General features: G+C 41.9%; 20 protein-coding genes and 2 tRNA genes. 17 read left to right on the forward strand and 5 right to left on the reverse strand.

What is annotated here, in order from left to right; genetic code table 11:
• Window positions 1-53: 53 nt before the first annotated feature.
• The 4 genes from WCM76_13860 (at window position 54) to udk (ending at window position 5,002) form a co-directional block, all read left to right on the forward strand.
• Window positions 54-968: a T9SS type A sorting domain-containing protein gene (locus WCM76_13860; protein ID MEI6766714.1), complete on the forward strand. Its 915-nt coding sequence runs from the start codon at window positions 54-56 to the stop codon at window positions 966-968.
• A 135-nt stretch (window positions 969-1,103) separates the two neighbouring features.
• A complete protein-coding gene (locus WCM76_13865) occupies window positions 1,104-3,485 on the forward strand; it encodes a TonB-dependent receptor (protein ID MEI6766715.1) in 2,382 nt (793 codons plus the stop codon).
• A gap of 11 nt (window positions 3,486-3,496) precedes the next feature.
• Entirely contained in the window at window positions 3,497-4,252 is a 756-nt protein-coding gene (locus tag WCM76_13870) for a PCMD domain-containing protein (GenBank protein ID MEI6766716.1), read from the forward strand.
• 138 nt (window positions 4,253-4,390) lie between these two features.
• Window positions 4,391-5,002: a uridine kinase gene (udk, locus tag WCM76_13875; protein MEI6766717.1), complete on the forward strand. Its 612-nt coding sequence runs from the start codon at window positions 4,391-4,393 to the stop codon at window positions 5,000-5,002.
• 2 nt (window positions 5,003-5,004) lie between these two features.
• On the opposite strand, the gene WCM76_13880 is transcribed toward udk, so the two are convergent.
• The gene (locus tag WCM76_13880) at window positions 5,005-6,534 is read right to left on the reverse strand and encodes a PQQ-binding-like beta-propeller repeat protein (GenBank protein ID MEI6766718.1); all 1,530 of its coding nucleotides are present in this window, start codon (window positions 6,532-6,534) and stop codon (window positions 5,005-5,007) included.
• Between the two features lie 109 nt (window positions 6,535-6,643).
• Here WCM76_13880 and WCM76_13885 point away from each other — a divergent pair.
• Both WCM76_13885 and WCM76_13890 read left to right on the forward strand, forming a co-directional pair.
• Window positions 6,644-6,720 (forward strand) — tRNA-Pro (locus WCM76_13885).
• A 126-nt stretch (window positions 6,721-6,846) separates the two neighbouring features.
• Window positions 6,847-6,919: transfer RNA gene (locus WCM76_13890), tRNA-Thr, on the forward strand.
• Window positions 6,920-6,998: 79 nt separating this feature from the next.
• Here WCM76_13890 and WCM76_13895 read toward each other — a convergent pair.
• Window positions 6,999-8,441 (reverse strand): hypothetical protein, encoded by a 1,443-nt coding sequence (locus WCM76_13895; GenBank protein MEI6766719.1) that lies wholly within the window; start codon window positions 8,439-8,441, stop codon window positions 6,999-7,001.
• Window positions 8,442-8,480: 39 nt separating this feature from the next.
• Window positions 8,481-10,181 carry a hypothetical protein gene (locus WCM76_13900; GenBank protein ID MEI6766720.1) on the reverse strand — a complete coding sequence of 567 codons (1,701 nt, stop codon included), beginning with the start codon at window positions 10,179-10,181 and terminating at the stop codon, window positions 8,481-8,483.
• Window positions 10,182-10,290: 109 nt separating this feature from the next.
• On the opposite strand from WCM76_13900, the gene proS reads away from it, so the two are divergent.
• The 4 genes from proS to gldD all read left to right on the forward strand — a co-directional run bounded on the left by proS (window position 10,291) and on the right by gldD (window position 14,321).
• Complete coding sequence (proS, locus tag WCM76_13905; GenBank protein ID MEI6766721.1) at window positions 10,291-11,763, forward strand: proline--tRNA ligase; 1,473 nt, start codon at window positions 10,291-10,293, stop codon at window positions 11,761-11,763.
• Window positions 11,764-11,848: 85 nt separating this feature from the next.
• Complete coding sequence (locus tag WCM76_13910) at window positions 11,849-12,280, forward strand: single-stranded DNA-binding protein (protein MEI6766722.1); 432 nt, start codon at window positions 11,849-11,851, stop codon at window positions 12,278-12,280.
• A 126-nt stretch (window positions 12,281-12,406) separates the two neighbouring features.
• Window positions 12,407-13,723 carry a gliding motility-associated protein GldE gene (gene gldE / locus WCM76_13915; GenBank protein MEI6766723.1) on the forward strand — a complete coding sequence of 439 codons (1,317 nt, stop codon included), beginning with the start codon at window positions 12,407-12,409 and terminating at the stop codon, window positions 13,721-13,723.
• Window positions 13,713-14,321, forward strand: a complete 609-nt coding sequence (gene gldD / locus WCM76_13920; GenBank protein ID MEI6766724.1) for a gliding motility lipoprotein GldD — start codon at window positions 13,713-13,715, stop codon at window positions 14,319-14,321. The genes gldE and gldD overlap by 11 nt, the downstream gene beginning before the upstream one ends.
• A 3-nt stretch (window positions 14,322-14,324) precedes the next feature.
• Here gldD and WCM76_13925 read toward each other — a convergent pair whose 3' ends face one another.
• Entirely contained in the window at window positions 14,325-15,095 is a 771-nt protein-coding gene (locus tag WCM76_13925) for an alpha/beta fold hydrolase (protein ID MEI6766725.1), read from the reverse strand.
• A 14-nt stretch (window positions 15,096-15,109) separates the two neighbouring features.
• Window positions 15,110-15,823 (reverse strand): pyridoxine 5'-phosphate synthase, encoded by a 714-nt coding sequence (locus WCM76_13930; GenBank protein ID MEI6766726.1) that lies wholly within the window; start codon window positions 15,821-15,823, stop codon window positions 15,110-15,112.
• A gap of 110 nt (window positions 15,824-15,933) precedes the next feature.
• Between WCM76_13930 and WCM76_13935 the strand changes: the two genes are divergently transcribed.
• From WCM76_13935 to WCM76_13965, 7 genes are all read left to right on the forward strand, one after another.
• A complete protein-coding gene (locus WCM76_13935; GenBank protein ID MEI6766727.1) occupies window positions 15,934-16,596 on the forward strand; it encodes a CBS domain-containing protein in 663 nt (220 codons plus the stop codon).
• An 11-nt stretch (window positions 16,597-16,607) separates the two neighbouring features.
• Window positions 16,608-17,486: an NAD kinase gene (locus WCM76_13940; GenBank protein ID MEI6766728.1), complete on the forward strand. Its 879-nt coding sequence runs from the start codon at window positions 16,608-16,610 to the stop codon at window positions 17,484-17,486.
• A 62-nt stretch (window positions 17,487-17,548) separates the two neighbouring features.
• Window positions 17,549-18,487 (forward strand): DUF6089 family protein, encoded by a 939-nt coding sequence (locus tag WCM76_13945; protein ID MEI6766729.1) that lies wholly within the window; start codon window positions 17,549-17,551, stop codon window positions 18,485-18,487.
• A 10-nt stretch (window positions 18,488-18,497) separates the two neighbouring features.
• Window positions 18,498-19,361 carry a DUF6089 family protein gene (locus WCM76_13950; protein MEI6766730.1) on the forward strand — a complete coding sequence of 288 codons (864 nt, stop codon included), beginning with the start codon at window positions 18,498-18,500 and terminating at the stop codon, window positions 19,359-19,361.
• A gap of 30 nt (window positions 19,362-19,391) precedes the next feature.
• Window positions 19,392-20,126 carry an isoprenyl transferase gene (locus WCM76_13955; GenBank protein MEI6766731.1) on the forward strand — a complete coding sequence of 245 codons (735 nt, stop codon included), beginning with the start codon at window positions 19,392-19,394 and terminating at the stop codon, window positions 20,124-20,126.
• A 12-nt stretch (window positions 20,127-20,138) separates the two neighbouring features.
• Window positions 20,139-22,748 carry a POTRA domain-containing protein gene (locus WCM76_13960; GenBank protein MEI6766732.1) on the forward strand — a complete coding sequence of 870 codons (2,610 nt, stop codon included), beginning with the start codon at window positions 20,139-20,141 and terminating at the stop codon, window positions 22,746-22,748.
• Window positions 22,749-22,777: 29 nt separating this feature from the next.
• A complete protein-coding gene (locus WCM76_13965; protein ID MEI6766733.1) occupies window positions 22,778-23,359 on the forward strand; it encodes an OmpH family outer membrane protein in 582 nt (193 codons plus the stop codon).
• Window positions 23,360-23,395: the final 36 nt, after the last annotated feature.

A 23,395-nucleotide genomic window follows, 5' to 3' on the forward strand; every position in this document is an offset into this window, starting at 1 on the left:
TTGCGGTTTGCAAAATAATATTCTGTATTTTTATCGGACAATAGTGATTAAAAATGAAAAAAACTTTTATTGCATTATTTTGCATCCTCTGTCTGGCAAGCCTTTCTGCAAAAAGCCAGACAACCATCCCAAACCCTGATTTTGAAATATGGGCCGATACTGCAACTGCCCTGGGCTGGGATTGCTCTAATATTGACACCTCCTATATGGGCTTTCCGGTTAAAATATATACTGCAGTTCAGGATAGCCTGAATCAGCATGGTGGCAGTTACTGCATGAAATTGAAATCGAAAAATGTCGGTTTTGGAATGCCCACCAATCCGGGCTTTACTACATTGGGCACCTTCTGGTTTACCATCTCACCACAGGCAGGCGGCGCTATTGGCGGCATACCGTTTTCCGGAAAACCGGATACGCTGAAAGGCTGGTATAAAGCTACACCTCAGGGTAGTGACCTGCCAACAGTTTTTATGGAAATATGGCAAGGAGCCCATGCAACCATTATACAGAGAGATACAATTTTACTTCCGGCAGCAGCATCATACACTCAGTTTGCAATGAAACTGAATTACAGTTCCACAGCAAGCCCCGACAGTATGAATATTGTAATCAGTTCTTCAAAACTGTATGTTCAGGCAGATATTGCTGCAAACTCACTGATGTATATCGACGACCTCGAGCTGGTTTATGGGAACACAAGCATCATGGGAATAAACTACACCAAAGAATTCAATGTGTATGCCGATGCGGCAACCAACAACCTTATTGTGAACCTGTCGCTTGAAATGCCTGAAATGACAACCATTTCAATGTATAATACTGCCGGTCAGCTTGTTTACAGAACACTGAAAAATATCGGACAATCTGCCGAAGCTATCAGCCTCAACACATTTGAAAAGGGGATTTATATTGTTGATGTTCGCACCGATAAAGGCAAGCATTTTTCGCAGAAGATATCTTTGAATTAGAATCTTGATTGCATTCCAGAAAGACAGGGGGAAACTTCTGTCTTTTTGTGATTTAGAGTATTAACAGTCGCAAAATAAAATTATTAGTACCTTTGCCCTGTTTTGTACGGTTATTGCATAACCAATTATCATAAAATGAAACACTTAAGAATTACCCTTCACACCATCATTCTTACGCTGACTGTTGTATTTTCAGGGCAATTTGTTGCCCGGGCACAGAATACAATTATCCGCGGCAAAATTACCGACCAGGACACCAAAAAACCCATTCCTTTTGTAAATATTGGCGTGAAAAATCAGTTAAAAGGTACAACCAGTGATATCAACGGGCAGTACCAACTGGAGCTCTCCACCGGAGAACATTTTCTTATTTTTTCATGCGTCGGTTATGAAAAAGTTACTGAAAAACTCAATGCAACAACTTCCGGCAATATTACACTTGATATCAGTCTGAAGGTTACGTCACAGGAATTGAATATGATTGTTGTTTCTGCCTCAAAATATGAACAAAAAATTGAAGATGCGACAAACTCTATTGAGATTCTTAAGCCAAACCTGATTGAGAATAAAAATATTACAAGCCTTGATAAGGCGCTTGAGCAGGTTCCCGGTGTTGCAATCGTTGACAATGAGCCCCAGATACGCGGAGGCAGTGGTTTTAGCTCTGGACTCGGGAGTCGTGTTCTGATACTGATTGACGAAATTCCGATGCTTCGTGGTGATGCCGGAAGACCTGTATGGGCATTCCTCCCAATCGAAGATGTAGAGCAGATAGAAGTTGTGAAAGGTGCATCATCGGTGGTATTTGGCTCGTCTGCACTTAACGGCGCAATCAATATCCGTACAGCATATCCTAAAGATAAACCGGAAACCAAGGTTACCGTTCACAGTGGCATTTACAATAATCCTTCACGCGAATATGCAAAAGTATGGGACGGTTTTAACCCTGTTATCATGGGCGCCAGCTTCATTCATTCAAAAAGAATAGATAATTTTGATTACGTTATTGGTGGCAACGTACTCTCCGATCCGGGCTATATTGGAGTAAGCCCGACTGACAGTACCGGTGGCACCAAAGGAACTTACGACAAACATGCACGCATTAATTTCGGCACACGGGTGCGTTCAAACAGGGTTGAAAATCTGACCTACGGCATCAATGGAAACTTTATGTATTCGGAAAACGCACAATCATTTTTCTGGATGGATGCAGATACGAATATTTACCGTTCCTACCCCGGCGCACTCACCAATTTCAGGGAGATTATGTACTATGTTGACCCGTATGTAAAATACTTCGGGAAAAAAGGCGCATCACATACTCTGAAAAACCGCTGGTTCCATAATATCAGCGATGCCACCAACAATCAATCCTCTAGCTCCGGAACCATATACAATGAATATCAGTTCTCCAAGAAATTTAAAAAACTGGCGAATCTTATTGTAAATGCAGGTGTAATGAACATGTACACGACCTCTCACGGTAAAGTATTTTCAGGGGAATTTGGCCAAAGCGCCACCAAAACAGCCGATAACTTCGCCGTTTATGCACAGCTTGAAAAGAAATTCTGGGAGCGGCTCACACTATCGACCGGTGCACGCTGGGAATATTATAAAATTGCCGACTTTGTTGAAAGCAAGCCTATTTTCAGAGCCGGAATTAATATGAAGGCAACCAAAATCACTTACGTACGGGCATCATTTGGACAAGGCTACCGCTTTCCGAGTATTGGCGAACGGTACATCACCACCTTCGCAGGAAGCTTCGGCTTCTATCCAAATCCTGACCTGAAATCAGAAACAAGCTGGAACAGCGAAGTTGGCATCAAACAATTGTTCAAGATAGCCAAGATGGTTGGTTTTGTTGATATTTGCGGATTCTGGCAGGAATACAAAAACTTTATCGAATTTAATGCAGGTCTTTGGGGAACATCGACAGATTTCAGTAAAAATCTTGGATTTAAATTCCTGAACACTGCGAATGCACGTGTTCGCGGGCTGGACTGCACACTTACCGGCGAAGGCAATTTATCGAAAAATCTTACGGTTGGATTCCTTGCCGGATATACCTTTTCTGACCCTGTTTGTCTTGAACCCGAAAAAGTATATTATGTGAACGACAAGAACCAGAAATTCACCTACCTTTCAACTTCATCGGACACTACAAACTACACGCTGAAATACCGCATACAGCATCTGGGAAAACTTGATGTGCAGGTAACATGGAAAAATCTGGCAATGGGCGTTTCAGGCCGCTATTACAGCTATATGCGTAACATTGACAAGTTCTTTTACAATTTCGATTATCAGGGATTTTTCAATACTGGTATCAAAAATTACAGAGCTCAGAATAATAATGGAATGCTGATATTCGATTACCGTCTCAGCTATGATTTCAGAAAACATTTCCGCTTTGCCTTCATTGTAAATAATCTGTTTAATAAAGAATATTCATTGAGGCCTATCAGTGTTGAACCGCCTCGTACAACTATGATTCAGGTCATTTTCAAAACATAAATTAATTAACTATGATGAATAAACGACGGGCAATAGTATTCTTTGCCGTGATGATAGCCGTATTTTCAATACAGTCAAGCTGCAAAAAAAAGACGGACCCACCTGCTGTTGTGCCTGATCCGGTAGTGACATGTACTGTAAATATCACCGGAGGCTGTTTTGATGAATGGAAAGATATCACTACAGGCGTGTATCCTTATTATGAGCCTGCCGGCGATTTTCTTAAAACACTGAACCTGCTGGCGTCTCTTCCCCCCGAAATAGGCGGACCGGGTCCGGTTACTACCGAAAAAACAACTGATTCGTACAGCGGTGCTATGGCGGCAAAGCTTATTTCAAAAGTGTTTTCACCTCAGCAGGGAACCAATATTTTTCTTCCCGGACTGGTTGCTACGTCCGAACTGGATATTCCTGCGCAGACCATCGATCTGGGAAAACCATATACCGGCCGTCCTGTTTCTTTCAAAGGATATTATAAATATTTTCCTGTAAGCGGCGACAGCGCACTGATTGAAGTACTACTCACCAAATACAATACAAGTCTGCATAAACGCGACACCATCGCTATCACTAAAAATATCATTACCAATACCGTTTCTTCTTATACATTATTTGATTACCCGCTCACTTATCACAGTTCCGCTACTCCCGACACGGCTGTAATTTTACTGGTTTCGAGTGCGGGCATCAACTTCCAGAACCTGCAGGGGTGCTCCGGACAAATCGGAAGCATCATGTTTGTTGACGAAATTTCTTTTGGAATGTAGCTTTTTAATAATTTGCCTTAAATAACCAATCGCGCAAAGCGAAGCAGCCCCGGAACTTTTTTTCGGGGCTTTCTTTTTCGTAACGAATACATATATTTGTGCCATCAGAAAATTTCTGAATACATAAAAAATACGCATATGCTGATAATAGGTATTGCAGGAGGTTCGGGCTCCGGTAAGTCAACCGTAGTTAAAAAGATTGTAGATCAGCTACCCACGAATTCGGTGGCTGTGATACCTCAGGATGCGTATTACCGCGACAACGGACATCTTAGCTTAGAAGAACGCGAAAAAATCAACTTCGACCACCCGTCTTCGATTGAATTTAACCTGCTGGTGCAGCATCTGGACACACTGAAAAGCGGACAGAGTGTTGAAATGCCGGTGTATTCTTACCTTACATGCGGCCGCGCCGAAGAAACCATAACCATTATCCCTCATAAAGTAATTATTGTTGAAGGCATCCTTATCCTTACCAATGCGAGGATGCGTGAGCGTTGCGACATTAAGGTTTTTGTGGATGCCGACCCAGACGACCGCCTGATGCGCATTATACGCCGCGACATTCAGGAGCGCGGACGCACTTTTCAGGAAGCGCTCGAACATTATGAGAAATGGGTAAAACCCATGCACCAACTTTTTATTGAGCCAACCAAAAGACATGCTGATATTATCATACCGCTTGGAGGTGCCAATTCAGTGGCTATTGATATCTTATCATCTAAAATTAAAATGAATCTGAATAAGTAGAATTATTCTCCGAGGCAATAAAGAAAACCATCGCGTGAGGCAATGTAAATGCGGCCATCAATGGCAACCGGAGTGGCTTCACAGTTAATCAGCGCTTTATCGAGCAATGTGAATTTCATGTATTTGTCGAAACTGAAAAGATATATGCCGTTGTAAGTGGCTGCTATAAGTTTATTGCCTACAATGATAGGTGTAGATATCGCCGGACCTGTATTGTATTTGAATAATAACTGAGGCGCACGGTACTGCTGTTCGCCATCAAATCCTGTCACCGTTCTTGCATCGGCAGCTGATTCATAATTTACCACATACAAATTCCCGTCGATGGCAGTAAATGCCGCAATTCCGGGGAATGAACCGTCGTTGTAGTTATCATTAACAGAAACCGAACCAATAATACCTCCCTCCCATTTTGCAAAAGACCTGTCTTTGACAGGAAAAAACCATACGACCGCTTTTGAAGGCGGTTTGGATGGGTCAAGTTTCAACACACCGCCATTTCCCTTGATGTATTGCTTTTCAATCGCAACGAGCAGACAGTTGTCGGATGTGACTACCGGCGAACCGTCGATATCAGATCCTGTATAAAAATCCCAGTCTATAGCCCGGGTGTCAAGATTGTAACCGTAAACATGACCCGACCCGGCTGTGATGTATATATGCCTGTTAAGAAGGCAGGGTGAGGATTCTGTAACAAGATTCCCGCGGTGAAAGGCAATATCCTTTTTTGCGTATAACGGAATCTCTTTATAAATAAGCGGTTGTAAAAGGTCGCCTGAAATTTCGCTGCTTACCGACGATGGATTAAAAACTGAAAAGAGACCATTCTCAAGACCTATGTATGCTGTATCATTCAGAATCAGCGCCGTTCCATCAACGTCACGGCTATAACTGTCTGTTCTTTTAACGTTCATTTTCCAGACCTCTTTTCCGGTTTTAAGAGATACGGCTCTGTAACTGGCTATTTCATTATCTGATAGGCTGTTGCCGACGCCCATTCGGCTTCCTTGCATAATAATAGAACGATTCTCCGCTATTTTTGCGTTCCGGTCATACCATATAGACCCTGTTCCTTTTATAACATCTTCATACGGATATTGCCAAACGATTTCATGCGTTTTAAGATTAATTTTTTTAAGATTATGATCGAATGTTCCAACTACCAGATACTTGACGGAATCTTCAATAAAAACCAGGGGCTGACCGGTCCAGCCGGCACCCGACCATTTTACACGTCCTTCAGCTTTTGAAACAACCGTTTCACCCTCACCCAGATAAATTTTATAAAGAATTTTTAGTTTGGAAGGAGCCTCGTTTCCGTAATAATTACGTTTTGAATTGCCCAAAAAGGTCCCGTTCAGAATTGTAAGCCGGCGGCGGATAACGTCCTCTTTTACGCGATAACGCTCGATGCGGTATTCGAGATTTTTAGCTGCATCGCCTGAAATTGAATAATTGGCAGAATGCGGCATCCCCGAAAGGAAAAGCATAACAGAGACTCCGCAAACTAAAGCTGCAACTCTTGAAATCATTGTTTGTTTAAATATCGTTGACCTGATGTGTTTTAATTCCGCTTTTGTATTATAATCCTTTTTTATTACTGATAATATTACTAATTTTGCCCGCTCAATTACAAATTACCGGGATGTAGCGCAGTTGGCTAGCGCACCACGTTCGGGACGTGGGGGTCGGAAGTTCGAGTCTTCTCATCCCGACCACTAAACCCTCCTCATCAGAGGGTTTTTTCTTGACATAAAGCCTTTATACCGTTTTTTAGCTGCAAAGGTTCTTGAAAAGCATAAAAATAATACCTTTGCGGCACTCAATGTTCTTTTAAAATCAATGCCTCTTTAGCTCAGTTGGTAGAGCAACGCACTCGTAATGCGTAGGTCGTGGGTTCAAGTCCCATGAGAGGCTCAGATAGATTCCAATAACAAATAAAAAGCGGTTCGGAATATTTTCCGAACCGCTTTTTACGTTAGGCATAACACGGATATTAATTTTTGCCACCGAACTTTACACCCAGCGTAAGCATGATGTTGTGGTTGGAATAATTTACCTTCGACGCTTCGGGTACGGAAGGATACAAATAATAATCCTCTCCCGATTTTGAATACACATATGCAAGGTCAATGAAATAGCCTTTTTCTCTGAAACCGATACCTCCGCTGTATGAAATGCGTGAACCGTCATTCAGGCTTGACCTGTAAGGGCTGGTGCTGTAAGCACCTCCAACTCTCAGGCTTACGGGCGCAAGGCGAAACTCGAGTCCGGCACGTATATTCGACTGAGCAGTGTACTTAACGTCAATCGCTTTATTTTCATCATAGAATTTATAAGTTCCTGATCTCAGCCTTGCGGAAGAATAATCAACAAATTCATAATCGGCACTGATAAGAGCGAACTTTGAAATGATGAACGACAGACTCGCATTGGCTCTGAGCGGAGTTGTAAGCTCATAATCAAACTTGCCTTTGGGTGAATCAGAAGGTTCTTTTTTGCCTGTATCAAATTCGGCGTCCATGGTGCGCGAATACGTATCGTGCATGGTATAAAATGTCGGGGTATGCACTGATGCGCCAAAACGCACCCAGTCGGTTATCCTGTAAATAAGACCAAATTTGAAATTAAAACCAGAACCGGTAGTTTCAAGATCGTCTTTTACACTGAACTGTTTGAATTTGGGAATACTGTCGTGTATATCCTTTTCGGTATACGTTGAATTCTCAAAATAGCGAACGAACGGAAACCCCAAAGAACCTCCAATATACAGTTTATCATTATAGTTGCCACCAAGGCAAAGCACCATTTCATTGATAGAGCCGTTGCGGTCAATATACTTTGACTGCTGCGTCTGACCATGAGGAACGGCACTGATATAATCCGTTAGACCGCCCAGGGTATCGAGCAGGTACAGGTCGAATGCAAGTTTGGTATCAAACGCATCGAGGTCTGCAGGGGCATTGCCAACAGCTTTATTGTAATAGTCGTCGAGCAACGAATTTTTTGCATTGTAGCCTTCCATTACAATACGGTTGTTGAAATTGTTCAGCCTGTTAACGCCCATACCGAACTGCACACCTTTCCACCCCGATGAGCCTTTGGGTGTGAATGCCAGCACCAAACCAAGATTGCCAAGATTGAAATTGTATTTCAGATCTTCGGAAGCAACACCCATGTATGTTGAATTGGCTTTCCCTGTAAACACCGATGGTGTAATGGTGAACTCGGAAGCTTTATATAAACCTATTCCTGCGGGATTAATACTGAGGGACGTAAAATCGGCGCCAAGGGAGCCAAATGCGCCGCCCATGGCCGCAGAGCGTGCTGTTCCATTTAGATAAAACTGTGAATATCGCAGAGCATCCACTTCATTCTGAGCATTTGTATAACCTGCAAATGCGAGTGATATCAGTAACACAAAAATTGACCGTTTCATATCTCTTTGTTTTTATCAAATAATCTATAACCCTTGTTATTACCTTCTTGGGCTGCCTTTGCCACCACCTGAACCCGAACTTGAGCCAGACCTCGAACCACCGGAGCCACTTGAACCCGAACCACTGCTGCTTCCGCTTGAGCGGGAAGGTGTATAACTTCCACTTCCGCTTGATTTCGACGGGCTGGAGTTATTGTTACTGGGTGCTGTGTAATTGCTGCTTCTGGAAGGAGCGGAATAATTACTGTTCCTTTGTGGGGCAGAATAATTACTGTTGTTCTTCGGTGCCGAATAGTTATTGTTGCTTGAATTATTTTTCGGAGCCGAGTAGTTGCTGTTGTTCTGGTTGTTATTCGGAGCGCTATAGGTGCGAGGCTTCGAATACTGCTGTTGTGGTTTTGACTGATTATTATAGTTAGGATTACTGTAAGGCTTCACATTAGAATTATTCGTTTTATTCTGATCGGGTTTTGAATAATTCTGATTGGTCGGTCTTTGGGTGTTCTGCTGATTCGTCGGTTTCTGATAGTTTTGCTGTTTATCAGGACTGGCGTTGTTCTGCTGATTTGTCGGCTTCTGATAGTTCTGCTGTTTATCAGGACTGGCGTTGTTCTGCTGATTTGTCGGCTTCTGATAGTTCTGCTGTTTATCAGGACTGGCGTTGTTCTGCTGATTCGTCGGCTTCTGATAGTTTTGCTGTTTATCAGGATTCACGTTGTTTTGCTTGTTATTGCTAGGAGCAGCATCGTTCTGGCTGTTCTGTGGTTTATTGTATTTATCGGTTGTACCAACACCTTTGCCGGCATCCATTGCCGGTTTATTTGCATCTGAACCATTCGCGGGAATAATTCCGTTTCCTTTGTTTGCATTGTCGCCTTTGATAACTCCACCCGACTGGTTACTGCCTTTAGCCAATTGATATTTGTCGCCAAAAGAAAGGTTATTTGTGTTTCCACCGGTATTGTTTCCGCTGATGCCTGTCCTGGGACCATAATAAATACCTGAGTTATCGTCGTAACTGTTGTAATAGTAGTTACCCCAGTATCCGTCGTTGTAGCCGTCATTGTATCCTGTCCAGTATCCGTCGTTATAACCATTGTGGTAGCCGCCATAAAAACCGCCGCCCCAACCGTAATACGGAGAATAGTAATTCGTCCATGGATTGTAATAATCATATCCATAACCGCCCCACCAGTAAGGCCTGTAATAATAACTTGGCCAGCACCAGTTGTAACCGTAGTAAATACTTACGCCCCAGAATGAGGGTTCGTAGTTATACCAGTAATAATTGGTATAATAGTCATCATAATAACTCCAGCCGTAAGTTCCGCTGTGAAACCTGCGCAGGCGCGAAGCATACTCATAATCATAATAATCATCGTAATAATAATTATTGGTAACGGTTGTTCCGTTGCCATCCTGGTATGTTTCGGTGTTTGAATTATCAGGATTTTGCTGATAATTGGGGTCATAATTACCGTTGTTACTATTATTAGTCCCATTATCATACGACCTGTTATCGGGAGTTGCCACGTTTTCCTGAGGTTGGTCTCCTGAAGTTTGCGGTGTCGCCTGATTGTAATCCTGCGTTGTATTGTTTGCCGTTTGTGGGGTTGCCACAGGGGCATCTTTTTTGGAATAATAAACATCGTCGTACGATGAAGAAGCCTGATACGTCGATTTGCATGATGCAAGCGACAGTACGAGGGCTGCTGCAAGAATTCCGAGTGTTGTTTTCATTGGTTTAATCTCCTATTATTTATGCGGGGGCTTTCCGTTGTTTCTGATTTTATTAGCTTTGTACTGCAATTCTCCGCGAAAATTACAAATATTATACCACGATTTAAAAATGGCAAAAGATTTTACAAAAAGGGAAGATAATTATTCCCAATGGTACAACGAACTGGTTGTCAAGGCCGATTTGGCAGAGAATTCTGCTGTACGCGGCTGTATGGTAATTAAACCTTATGGCTATGCCATCTGGGAAAAGATACAGGCCGCACTCGACAAAAAGTTCAAGGACACAGGTCATTACAATCTTTACTTTCCTATTTTCATACCAAAATCGTTTTTCAGCAAAGAGGCAAGCCATGTAAAAGGTTTTGCCAAAGAATGTGCTGTTGTAACCCATTACAGGCTCAAAGCCACACCCGATGGCAAAGTGGTTGTTGACGAGGATGCCAAGCTGGAGGAAGAACTGATTGTGCGGCCCACATCAGAAACCATCATCTGGGATACCTACCGCACCTGGATAAAATCATACCGGGACTTGCCGATATTAGCCAATCAATGGGCAAATGTGGTTCGCTGGGAAATGCGCACACGACTCTTTTTGCGCACTACAGAGTTTCTTTGGCAGGAAGGTCATACGGCACACGCTACTGAGGCGGAAGCCCTGAAGGAGGCGGAAACAATGCTGAATGTTTATGCAGACTTTGCCGAGAACTGGCTTGCCATTCCGGTATTAAAAGGCACCAAATCGCCCAACGAACGATTTGCCGGAGCACTGGAGACTTATTGTATTGAGGCACTGATGCAGGATGGAAAATCATTGCAGGCAGGCACATCACATTTTCTGGGTCAGAATTTCGCGAAAGCGTTTGATGTAAAATACCTCACCAAAGAAAATAAACTGGAATATGTTTGGGCTACCTCATGGGGTGTTTCAACAAGGCTTATGGGAGCCCTCATTATGGCACATTCCGACGATAACGGACTTGTGTTGCCACCTCGCATGGCACCTACTCAGGTTGTTATCATCCCTATCTTTAAAAACGAAGACCAGCTTGCCGTAATTGCAGAAAAAGCACTTCCCATAAAAGCAGCTCTTGAAGCAAAAGGTATTTCGGTAAAATTCGATGACAGAACCACGATGTCGCCGGGCTGGAAATTCTCGGAGTATGAATTTAAAGGCGTGCCACTGCGCATTGCTATTGGTCCGCGCGACATAGAAAACGGAACGGTTGAGGTTGCACGCCGCGATACGCTTGAAAAGACAAGCTACCAGATGCAGGATATTGAACTCAAAGTAGTTCATCTGCTTGAGCAAATTCAGCAGAACCTTTACCAAAAGGCACTGTCGTTTCGCGAAGATAACTCACACCATGCCGACACATGGGAAGAGTTCAAGGAAATTATTGAACACAAGGCAGGATTTGTTTATGCTCACTGGGACGGAACAGAAGAAACAGAACAGAAAATTAAGGACGAAACAAAGGCAACAATACGCTGTATTCCACTTGGAAAATCTATAGAAAAAGGAAAGTGTATATACACGGGAAATCCATCTGAACAAAGGGTTGTATTTGCACGTGCCTATTAATTTTTTTCTAGGTTATTAAATTTTCATTGCTTACTTTTGCGATACCATAATAATAATTAAGTACTAATTAAAAACAAAAAAAATCATGGCAGGAGTAAACAAAGTAATTTTAGTCGGACATTTGGGCAAAGATCCCGAAGTTCGTACTTTGGAAGCAGGCACTAAAGTGGCCACCTTTTCTCTGGCTACAACAGAGTCATTTAAAGGCAAAGACGGACAACGAATTGACCAGACCGAATGGCACAGCATCGTTCTGTGGCGCGGACTTGCTGAAGTTGCCGAAAAGTACCTCAAAAAAGGACAGCTTGTTTATATTGAGGGAAAATTAAAGACCCGTTCATGGGAAAAAGACGGTGTGAAAAAATACACTACCGAAATTCAAGCCGATAACATGTCAATGTTAGGCGGAAAGAAAGACGGGCAGGAGTATCAAGCTCAGGAGCCTGCGATTAATTCCTCATCACCAATGGATAATCCGCTTCAGCCCTCCGGGCCTACGGACGACCTTCCGTTTTAATAAAAAATCAATAATCATTATTGGAAAAAGCATAAAACTTCTTTATGCTTTTTTTATTTTTGCACTGCAGTGTCTAAGGATTTCCATTAAGTTTACAGCCATTATTTTAGAAAAATGTTGCCATTAATGATGCTTCTTGCTATAAATTCGAGTGCCGGAATATGGTTCGCTTCGGGAGCTATTGGTATTTTATTAATATTAACGGCATTGATAGCGGGGGCTGAAATGGCTTTTTTTTCGCTCAACCCGGCACAGTTAAAGGATATACAGGGCAGAAAAACAAAAACACATGAGCGGATTAAACGATTGTTAGAGCGCCCAAAGCACCTTTTATCAGCCATTCTGATAAGCAACAGCTTTATTAACGTGGCCATTGTAATTACCTCAACGTATATCACCACACAGGCTAATTTTGCGCATGATAGTGCCGTACTTGTTTTCATTATACAGGTGGTTGTAGTAACATCGGTAATTTTATTGTTTGGTGAGATTATGCCAAAGATTTATGCATCGCAGAAGCCCGTTAAATTCAGCATGCTTATGTCGGGACCGCTTGAATTTCTGGTGGCTGTTTTACGTCCGTTGAGTGCACTTATGGTGGGGTCAACTAATATTATCGAAAGGCGCATTCGCCGCAAAGGGCACAATATCTCAATTGACGAATTGTCGGATGCCATTGATATAACATCTGCCGAAGACCCACAGGGGCAGGAAAAAGAAATACTTAAAGGTATCGTTAAAATTGGAGATACAGAAGTGTCCGAAGTGATGCGTTCGCGGGTTGATGTTACTGCCGTTGATCATGAAACGTCGTTTGACAAACTTCTTGAACTTGTTGTTGAATCGGGCTTTTCACGCATCCCTGTATTTGCCGAAACATTTGACTCAGTACTCGGGATTCTTTATGTAAAAGATTTACTCGGGCATCTTGACAAAGGCTCAGATTTTGAATGGCAGAAGCTGATTCGCCCTGCGATGTTCATTCCGGAGAATAAAAAAATAAACGATCTGCTGACCGAATTTCAGAAGAAAAAAATTCATCTGGCAATTGTGGTGGATGAATATGGCGGCACATCAGGTATTGTAACCATGGAAGACATCATCGAGGAAATTGTGGGTGACATCAAAGACGAATATGATGATGACAGCGAACTCTTTCCTTACACACGCATTGATGAGAATACGTTCATTTTTGAAGCTAAAACTTCGCTGAACGATTTTTTCAAGATTACCGACTGGGACGACGAACTTTTTGATGATGTAAAACACGACTCCGAATCATTGGCGGGTCTTATCCTTGAAATTACGGGACGCATACCTGCAAGAAATGAGACCTTACATTATAAAAATATTACTTTTGTGATAGAGTCTGTTGACAGCCGTCGCATAAAGCAGGTTAAAGTTACTTTTGAACCTAATCTTGATAATCAGGATGAAGAATAAAACACCCGGAATACTTCTTACGCTATTTGTTGTCTCATTTTTATTCGTTTCCTGTGGCGAAAATACTTACACTCCCAAGCCGCGTGGGTTCTACCGCATAGCACTCCCTGAAAAAAAATATCAGAAATTTGACACAACATTTCCTTATTCATTCGAATACCCCGTTTACTCAAATATTATAATAGACCGCGAAAAAAAGGCAGAACCATTCTGGATAAATATTGAATTCCCTAAATTTCATGCCACCATATATTTAAGTTATAAGCCGGTTAAAAATAATCTTTACGAGTATTTTGAAGATGCCCGTAACTTTGTAAACAAGCATATTCCAAAAGCCGATGATATTGAACCAATACCTGTAAGTGTTGACAGCACCAGAATGTATGGCATTATTTATGACATTAAAGGCAATGGTGTGGCTTCTCCTTATCAGTTCTGCCTTACCGACAGCACGGCACACTACTTGCGGGCTGCGTTATACTTTAACATCGTTCCCAACAACGATTCTCTGGGTCCTGTTCTCGATTTTGTAAAACAGGATATGGATCATATGGTTAAAACAATGCGCTGGAAAGATATTCCCGGGAAAAAGAAATAGACCTTATTTTTTAAGAAAGTATTTTACTGCAGCAAGAAATTCGGCAGGTTTATCGGCATGTACCCAGTGACCTGCATCTTCAATCGTTTGAATAACTGCGGCAGGAAATTTCATTAACAGGGTGGTGTGGTCTGAAGTAGTGATATAGGCCGACTTACTTCCACGGATAAATAAAGCAGGAACATCGCTGCTTAATTCGTTTCCAACAGCTTCAGTAATCGCGCTGAGGTTTTTATAAATTGAATGAATGTCCGGTTTCCAGATTAGTTTTTTATTTTCGTCACGACGGATATTCTTAAGTATCAACTGAACCAGAACCGGATTTGAAACATGCGATAAAAGGAATTGTTCTGCGTCAGCAAATGAATTAAAATCGGAAAGATTCATTGAACGCATCGTTTCAATCATGTGCAGCATTGAAACATCGGCGCGGTATTTTCCCGGATGGATATCAACAACAACAAGCCTCTCCGTAATTCCGGGAAACCTTAATGCAAAAAGCATTGCCAGCTTGCCGCCCATTGAATGACCGATTATAAACGGTTTCGTGATTTCATTTTTATCGATGATATCAACCAGATCGTTCAGCATATACTCATAATCAAACTGTGCACTGTGCGGCGATTGTCCGTGATTTCTAAGATCGGGAATATAGACCGTATAATGCTGAGATAAATCCGTTGCCAATGAATGCCAGTTATCAGACATCCCAAGCAGGCCATGAAGAATAATGAGTGGCGGTCCGTTCCCGCTGATTCGGCAAAATAATTCCAATGTTATTTCAGTTTTTATCTTAGTTGCTGAAGATACATTCCAATCGTGTTTTGCAATCCAAAGTAAAGGGCGTCGCACACCAGAGCGTGACCAATTGAAACTTCGAGTAATCCGGGAATGTTTTTATTAAAAAATGCAAGATTGTCGAGATTCAAATCATGACCGGCATTTAATCCGAGTCCTGAATTTACGGCGGTTTTGGCAGCAATTATATAGGGACTGATTGCCTCTTCCCTATTCTTTTGATACTGTCGGGCATAACTTTCGGTATAGAGCTCCACCCTGTTGGTGCCTGTTGCGGCAGCCTGCTCAATCATCGCGCTGTCAGGATCAATAAATATGGATGTGCGAATATCGTTTTTTTGAAATTCGGAAATTACATCGCATAAAAAACGCTGATGTTTCACCGTATCCCAGCCGGCGCTGGAAGTCAGAGCATCCGGTGGATCCGGGACCAGCGTTACCTGAGCCGGTTTCACGGCACAAACAAGGTCAATGAACTGACGCGAGGGATACCCTTCAATATTGAATTCTGTTGTCAGTATCTTTTTCAGGCTATCCAGGTCGTCAAAGCGAATGTGCCGCTGATCAGGTCGTGGATGTACTGTTATACCCTGTGCACCATAACGTTCGCAATCAATTGCAATCCTGTTAATGTCGGGAAGGTTGGCCCCGCGGGCATTCCTGATAAGAGCAATTTTATTAATATTTACGCTCAGATGTACCATTTGCATAATTTTTGAGAGGGTGTAGAAAGTTGCGCAAAGCTAAAAAAATATTATGTTTGCAATACTAATCCACAGGATTAATAGTTTCTAAACCGGAGGAATAATAAGCGATGCTTGCAAAAGACCTGATATATGAAGGGATTGTCCCGCTGAAGACTTCGGATACCGGCGCTACAGGGCTGAAGATGATGGAGGAATATAAGGTTTCTCATTTGCCGATTGTAAACAACGTGGATCTTTTAGGGCTCATTTCCGAAGAAGATTTATACAGCCACAATCATCTGAATGATGTAATAGGCAATCACACCCTGTCGCTGAATCAGTCAAGCATTGACCAGTACGGGCACATGTATGATGTTATTAATATTTTTTCAGAACAAAAGCTGACATTATTACCTGTTGTAGATAAAGCCGATGGTTACCTCGGAGTAATTATACTTCCGTTACTTATTCAAAAATTCGCACTGAGTTCAGGCATCCAGAATCCCGGTGGCATCATTGTTCTTGAATTGAATGAAATTGATTTTTCAATGACAGAGATTTCGACCATTGTTGAAGGAAACGATGCTAAAATATTAAACAGCTTTGTTACCACTCACGCCGATTCAACTAAGATAGAAGTTACGCTGAAGCTCAATAAAATGGATATTTATCCTGTGCTTCAGACCTTTTACAGGTATAATTACATTGTACTTGCGTCTTTTAATGAGAGTAATTACATGAACGGACTTAAAGACCGTTTCGACTCTCTGATGAGCTACCTGAACGTTTAAAACTCTGTTTAATGAGAATTGCAATATTTGGCAAGACCTTTCCTGACGAACAAAAGGTTTTTTTAAAGCGTCTGCTCGGTGTCCTTTCTGCCTCAGGAATTGAATACACCATTTACAAGCCATTTTATGATTTCTACAAATCGGATGCAATAGACCTTGAGTCTCCGGCAACGTTTTCTGATGCGGCTGAAATAAGAAACAATGTTGATTTCCTATTCAGCATTGGAGGTGACGGCACGCTTCTTCATACCCTTTCGCTGGTGCGCGATTCGGGTATACCTGTACTGGGGTTCAACACCGGTCGTCTGGGATTTTTATCAAGTATTGGCCGCGATGAAACAGAATGGGCCATTGATTGTCTGTTAAAAAATAAATATTCTCTGGAAAGCCGGAGTTTGCTCAAGCTGGTTTCTGATGAACCCCTGTTTCATGATATCGATTTTGCGTTGAATGAACTTACAGTGTCGAAGGTGAACCCGGACTCAATGATCAGTATCAGCGTAAGCGCCAACGGAGCGTTTCTGAATAATTACTGGGCTGATGGCCTGATAGTTGCAACGCCCACCGGATCAACAGCTTACTCATTAAGTTGTGGTGGTCCTATTATTACGCCCGATTCTAAAAATATAATCATCACTCCTATTTCCATACATAACCTGACGGTTCGTCCGCTCGTTCTGCCTGATAATGCGGTTATTGAAATAACTGTGGATGCCAGAAACCAGCAATATTCCGTATCACTCGATTCGAGAATGGCAACGGCCTCAACAGATACAAAGCTGATAATCAGGAAGGAAGTTTTTAACATTAATTTGGTGCAGATTGATGGGAAAAACTTTTTTACGACACTGAGAGATAAGCTGATGTGGGGTCAGGACAAAAGAAATTAACAAAAAGGAAGTATTTTTAGATTTTTTTTATATTTTTGTAGATTCTGAGCAAATCAATAATTATGAAAAAAGCTATAGTATTACTAATCTCCATGTTACTTATTACGGGTATGGCAAATGCCCAGTATAAAAAACATTACGGAAATAAAAGTTGGAAAAAAGACCGCAATCAAATTATGTTTGGTATGGGTGCCTCCAATTTTCTTGGCGAATTAGGTGGATCAAACCGCATCGGAAGCGGTACTGTAAGTCTTAGGGATATGGACATGCCGTCAACAAGACCTGATTTCCATATTGGATACAGATATTTACTTTCAAACAATTTTGCACTCAGAGGGATGTTTAACTACGCATGGATTGGTGGCAACGATAAATATACCAAAGAGCTGTTCAGGCAGAACAGAAATTTAAACTTCAGAACCCCGATTTATGAATTATCATGTATGGTTGAGTACTATCTGAACTTTGGTGCAAAAGGTCATAAATACAAAAGACCGGGGCTGAAGGGTTCAAAGAGTTTTAGTTTTTCACCGTATATTTTTGCCGGTGTTGGCGGGATTTATTTTAATCCCGAAACAAAGTATAAAGACAGATGGTGGGATTTGCAACCGCTTGGCACAGAAGGACAAGGTCTTGTCCCTACACGAACAAAATATTCATTATATCAGGTAGTACTTCCCTATGGATTAGGAGTGCGCTTTGATATAGACAAGAATTGGGCAATCGGCGTTGAATACGGAATGCGTTGGACTTTTACAGATTATTTAGATGATGTAAGCACAACATATTTTGATGCAGAAGCGTTAAGACTCAACAGGGGTGTTTATGCTGCTGATATTGCGAACCCGTCGCCATCGAATGTTGTTGGTGACCCGATGTGGGGCAGTACCCAACCAAGCCAGCAGCGAGGCGACCCCACACAAAACGATACGTATGTGTTAGGTCTGATTACAGTGTATTATACGCTGAACAAAGGATTCATTCCGAAGCTTACGTTCTAGAAAACAAAAAATGAACAGAATAATTTCTTTTGTTGCAGGGTTGCTTATCGTTCTCTCAGCAAAAGGGCAGTTCACTCGCTCCGAAGCCGGTGTTTTTGGCGGATTATCCTATTATCTCGGTGATCTGAACCCTTCTAAACAGTTTTTTTTGTCAGAGCCCGCGTTTGGCGCCATCTATCGCTACAACCTCACACCGCGGTGGTCGTTTAAATTTAACGGAATTTACGGCACCCTGCAGGGAAGCGATTCTAGATCAGGAGCCAACCCCACACGTAATTTGAGTTTCAAATCGCATATTGTAGATATTTCGGCACAAATAGAATTGAATTTTCTGCCCTATATCACCGGTCACGACCGCTTTTTTATTTCGCCCTATATTTTTACCGGTGCTTCTGTTTTTAATTTTAGCCCTAAGGCAAACTATGAAGGCAAATGGTACTCTCTTCAACCCATGGGTACTGAAGGACAGGGAACCACTGTTTCTAATGGCAATAAGCCATATTCGCTCACACAGATAGGTATCCCGTTCGGCGTTGGGATTAAATACAGTCTTCTCAAAAAATTCTGTATTGGTTTAGAATGGGGCATGAGGAAAACCTTTACTGATTACCTTGACGATGTAAGTACGGTATATCCCGACCCGGTAATTATTGAGGCTGAAAGCGGACCCATAGCCGCAGCATTGTCTGACAGAACAGTTAAGGAACCCGGTCAGGTAGTAAATAATACCGGATTACAGCGGGGCAACTCACACACGAAAGACTGGTATTCCTTTGCAGGAATATTTGTTACATACAAGATTAAGGGTAAAAATGCACATTGTGCGGCGTACAAAGAACATCCCAAGATCAAGAACAAATATAGCAGTGACTAATTTATTCTGTTTATCATCAGGAATATTTGAATGAAAGAACTTATTGATCCGGGGAATTTACCACAGCACGTTGCAATAATAATGGATGGTAATGGTCGCTGGGCTAAAAAACGGGGGCAACACCGGATTTTTGGTCATGAAGGGGGTGTGAAGGCCGTTAGGGAAACCGTTGAAGCCGCTGCCGAACTGGGAATCAAGTACCTGACGCTATATGCCTTCTCAACGGAAAACTGGAATCGCCCAAAAGAAGAAGTTGATGCTCTTATGGGATTACTGGTGAAAACCATAAACCTTGAGACAAAGACACTAAACACCAATAATATTCGTTTGCTTGCCATTGGTGATATAAGTTCACTGCATAAAGACTGTTATGCTGAGCTTATGGAGGCCATAGATAATACGTCATCCAATACAGGGCTGTGTCTGGTGCTTGCGCTGAGCTACAGCAGTAAATGGGAAATTACCAATGCCATGAAACAGATTGCAACAATGGTGGAGAAGAAGCAAATTGAACCGGAAAAAATTGATGCCGGGCTTATTTCATCTATGCTTACCACCAAAAACATCCCCGACCCTGAATTACTTATAAGAACAAGTGGAGAATACCGTATCAGTAACTTTTTGCTGTGGCAGATCGCTTACGCCGAGCTTTATTTTACATCAACGCTCTGGCCCGATTTCAGAAAAAAAGACCTGCATAAGGCAATTGCCAGTTATCAGAAACGCGAACGCAGGTTCGGTCTCATCAGTGAACAACTTTCATAACCCATCAGCAAGATGATTATCAAACGAAGTCTATTCTTATTCCTAATACTGCTTTGCCCGGCTTTAAAAGCACAGGTGAACGTTGAAGGAATCGATTATTCCACACCCCGAGACTATAAAATCAAGAAAATCATTTTCACCGGTGCGCGTCATACAGACATGAATATCTGTTTGCTGCTTACCGGATTGTATGAAGGTGAAACCATTCAGGTCCCCGGAGAAAAAATATCGAAAGCCATCTCAAACCTTTGGAAACAGGGACTTTTTGACGATATAAAAGTATATGCGACTGAAATTACCGAGACCGAAATATCTCTTGAATTTAATCTTAAAGAACATCCGAGATTGCAGGAAGCACCGCTGTTTTCAAGCAATATAAAAAAAGGTGATGTTGACAACCTGAGAGAAAAACTTAACCTTGCCAAAGGCGATGTTGTTAATGACAATGTTTTATTGCGTTCAAAAACCATTGTTCAAAATTACTTTGTCGATAAAGGATTTTTAAATTGTGACGTAAAATTAATAGAGAAAATTGACTCTACCGGAAATCGTTACGGCTCGAAACTTATGATTGACGTGAACAAACATTCACGTGTAAAAATCAGAAAAATAAACATCACGGGTAATGATTTTTTAAGTTCAGTGAAGATAAAACACAAACTGAAAAAGACCAAAGAAAGCAGTGTTTTTGAGCCGCTTGAAGGGCTCCCGAAATTTCTTTATACATCACTTCGCGACTACTATAAGTATGACAGCACCGATTTTTTACGTGCAGCAGCCAAACACTTTGAAGACAAAGTCGTGCTTCGCCTGCTCAAAGGCGCGAAGTTTTCGGAAGAAGAATATACAAAAGACAAAGCGAGTCTGATTGAAAAATACAATGAACTCGGCTTCAGGGATGCGAAAATTATTTCTGATACTATCATAAAAAAAGATGACCGTTTCATTGATATAAACTTAAACCTTCAGGAAGGAAAACGATACTATTTCAGAAAAGTTGACTGGATAGGCAACACCAAGTATACGGCCTCCGAGCTGAATTCCATACTGAAAATCAGCAAAGGCGATATCTACAACCTGAAGGTCCTTGAGGCCAATTTAAATTATAATCCAGCCGGCGTTGATGTCAGTTCACTTTACATGGACGACGGCTATCTCTTTTTTCAGGCAACACCGGTTGAAGTTGCTATAACAGGCGATTCGATTGACATCGAAGTGCGCATCATTGAAGGAAAACAGGCCTATATCAACAAGGTCTCCGTAAGAGGAAATACGAAAACAAATGACCATGTCATCATCAGGGAAATACGGTCCAAGCCCGGTCAATTATTCAGCCGTGCCGACATTATTCGTACAACCCGGGAACTGGCACAATTGAAATATTTTGATGCAGAAAAAATACAACCCGATATTCAGCCCAATCCAATTGACGGAACTGTTGACATAGAATATGCGGTTCAGGAAACCTCATCGGATCAGCTTGAATTATCAGGAGGCTGGGGAATGGGACGAATCATTGGTACTCTGGGTGTTTCATTCAATAACTTTTCAACGCGTAATTTTTTCAAGAAGGCGGCATGGCAGCCGTTGCCGTCGGGCGACGGACAAAAGCTCAGTGTGAGAGCACAATCAAACGGCGCGTATTATCAGGCATACAACGCATCCTTTACCGAGCCCTGGTTAGGTGGTAAAAAACCGAACGCGTTCAGCATATCAGTTTATTATTCAGTTCAGTCGAACGGATTGAAAGCAAGTGATGCCAGCAGGCAAAGCATCAATATCTGGGGCGCATCGGTAGGTTTGGGTAAAAGACTTACATGGCCCGATGATTATTTCACGCTTTACCATGAAATCAATTATCGGAATTACAAGTTGCAGAATTATTATTCAACATTTAATTTTAGCAACGGCACATCCAATAACCTGAATTATACGCTGACGCTCTCGAGAAACTCTATTGATGCGCCTATCTATCCGCGCTCCGGCTCTGAAGTAATGGTTTCTGTATCGGCCACACCTCCGTACTCTCTTTTCTCATCAAAAGACTATAACACATTATCCGATTCTAAAAAATATGAATGGATAGAATATCACAAATGGAAGTTCAACACCTCCTGGTTTACAAAACTGGCAGGAAATTTGGTATTGAATGCCCGAACCAAATTTGGCTTTTTAGGCTTATATAACAGAAGCCTTGGTATTGCGCCCTTTGAACGATTTTATTTAGGAGGAGACGGTCTCTCGGGATTTGCCCTCGACGGACGAGAACTCATTGGACTCCGCGGTTACAGCAATAATTCAGTTACACCGCGCAACAATGAAGGTTACGTTGGCGGGACAATCTACAACAAATATACGCTGGAACTGAGATATCCGATTTCATTGAACCCTATGGCAACGGTTTACCTGCTTGGTTTTGCTGAAGCAGGGAACTCGTGGGAACGCTTCAAAGATTTTGGACCGTTTGATGTAAAACGTTCGGCCGGAGTGGGAGTCAGAATTTTCCTCCCGATGTTCGGAGTATTAGGGCTTGACTGGGGTTATGGATTTGATAAAATACCGGGTATGGACGGTGCTAACAAGAGTCAGTTCCATTTTTCAATTAATCAATCAATAGATTAGTAATTTAAAATATTTCGGAGGACACCAACATGAAAAAAATTATTGTAACCGGCCTGCTGATATTTGCTGCTACCGCGTTCAGCTTTGCACAAAAATTCGCATTTGTTGATACCGAATATATCCTTGAGAATATCTCTGAATACAGAGACGCACAGGATCAACTTGACAAGCTTTCGCTTGAATGGCAAAAAGAAATTGAAGGAAAATTTGCCGCCGTAGATAAACTCTACAAAGACTTTGAAGCCCAATCGGTTTTGCTGCCCGAGGATATGAAACAGAAAAAAAAGGATGAAATAATCCAGAAAGAAAAAGAAGCCAAAGATTTGCAAAAAAAACGCTTCGGCAAAGACGGTGACTTGTTTAAAAAACGTCAGGAAATAATAAAACCGATTCAGGACAAAGTGTATGACGCCGTTGAAGATCTTGCCAATGCTCAAGGCTATGCTTTTATTCTTGATAAGACAGGAAACACAAGCATGCTTTATGCCAACGCAAAATATGATAAAAGCGACGAAGTGCTTTCAAAGCTTGGATACAAACCGGGTGCTATAAAAACCGGCAACGACAAAGACGATAAAAACAACAAAACAGACAACCCTGACAAAGAATAGCCTCAGGTCTTTTGTTCGGATTTTTATTATATTTGT

It is taken from the genome of Bacteroidota bacterium, from assembly GCA_037133915.1.
GTDB lineage: Bacteria > Bacteroidota > Bacteroidia > Bacteroidales > CAIWKO01 > JBAXND01.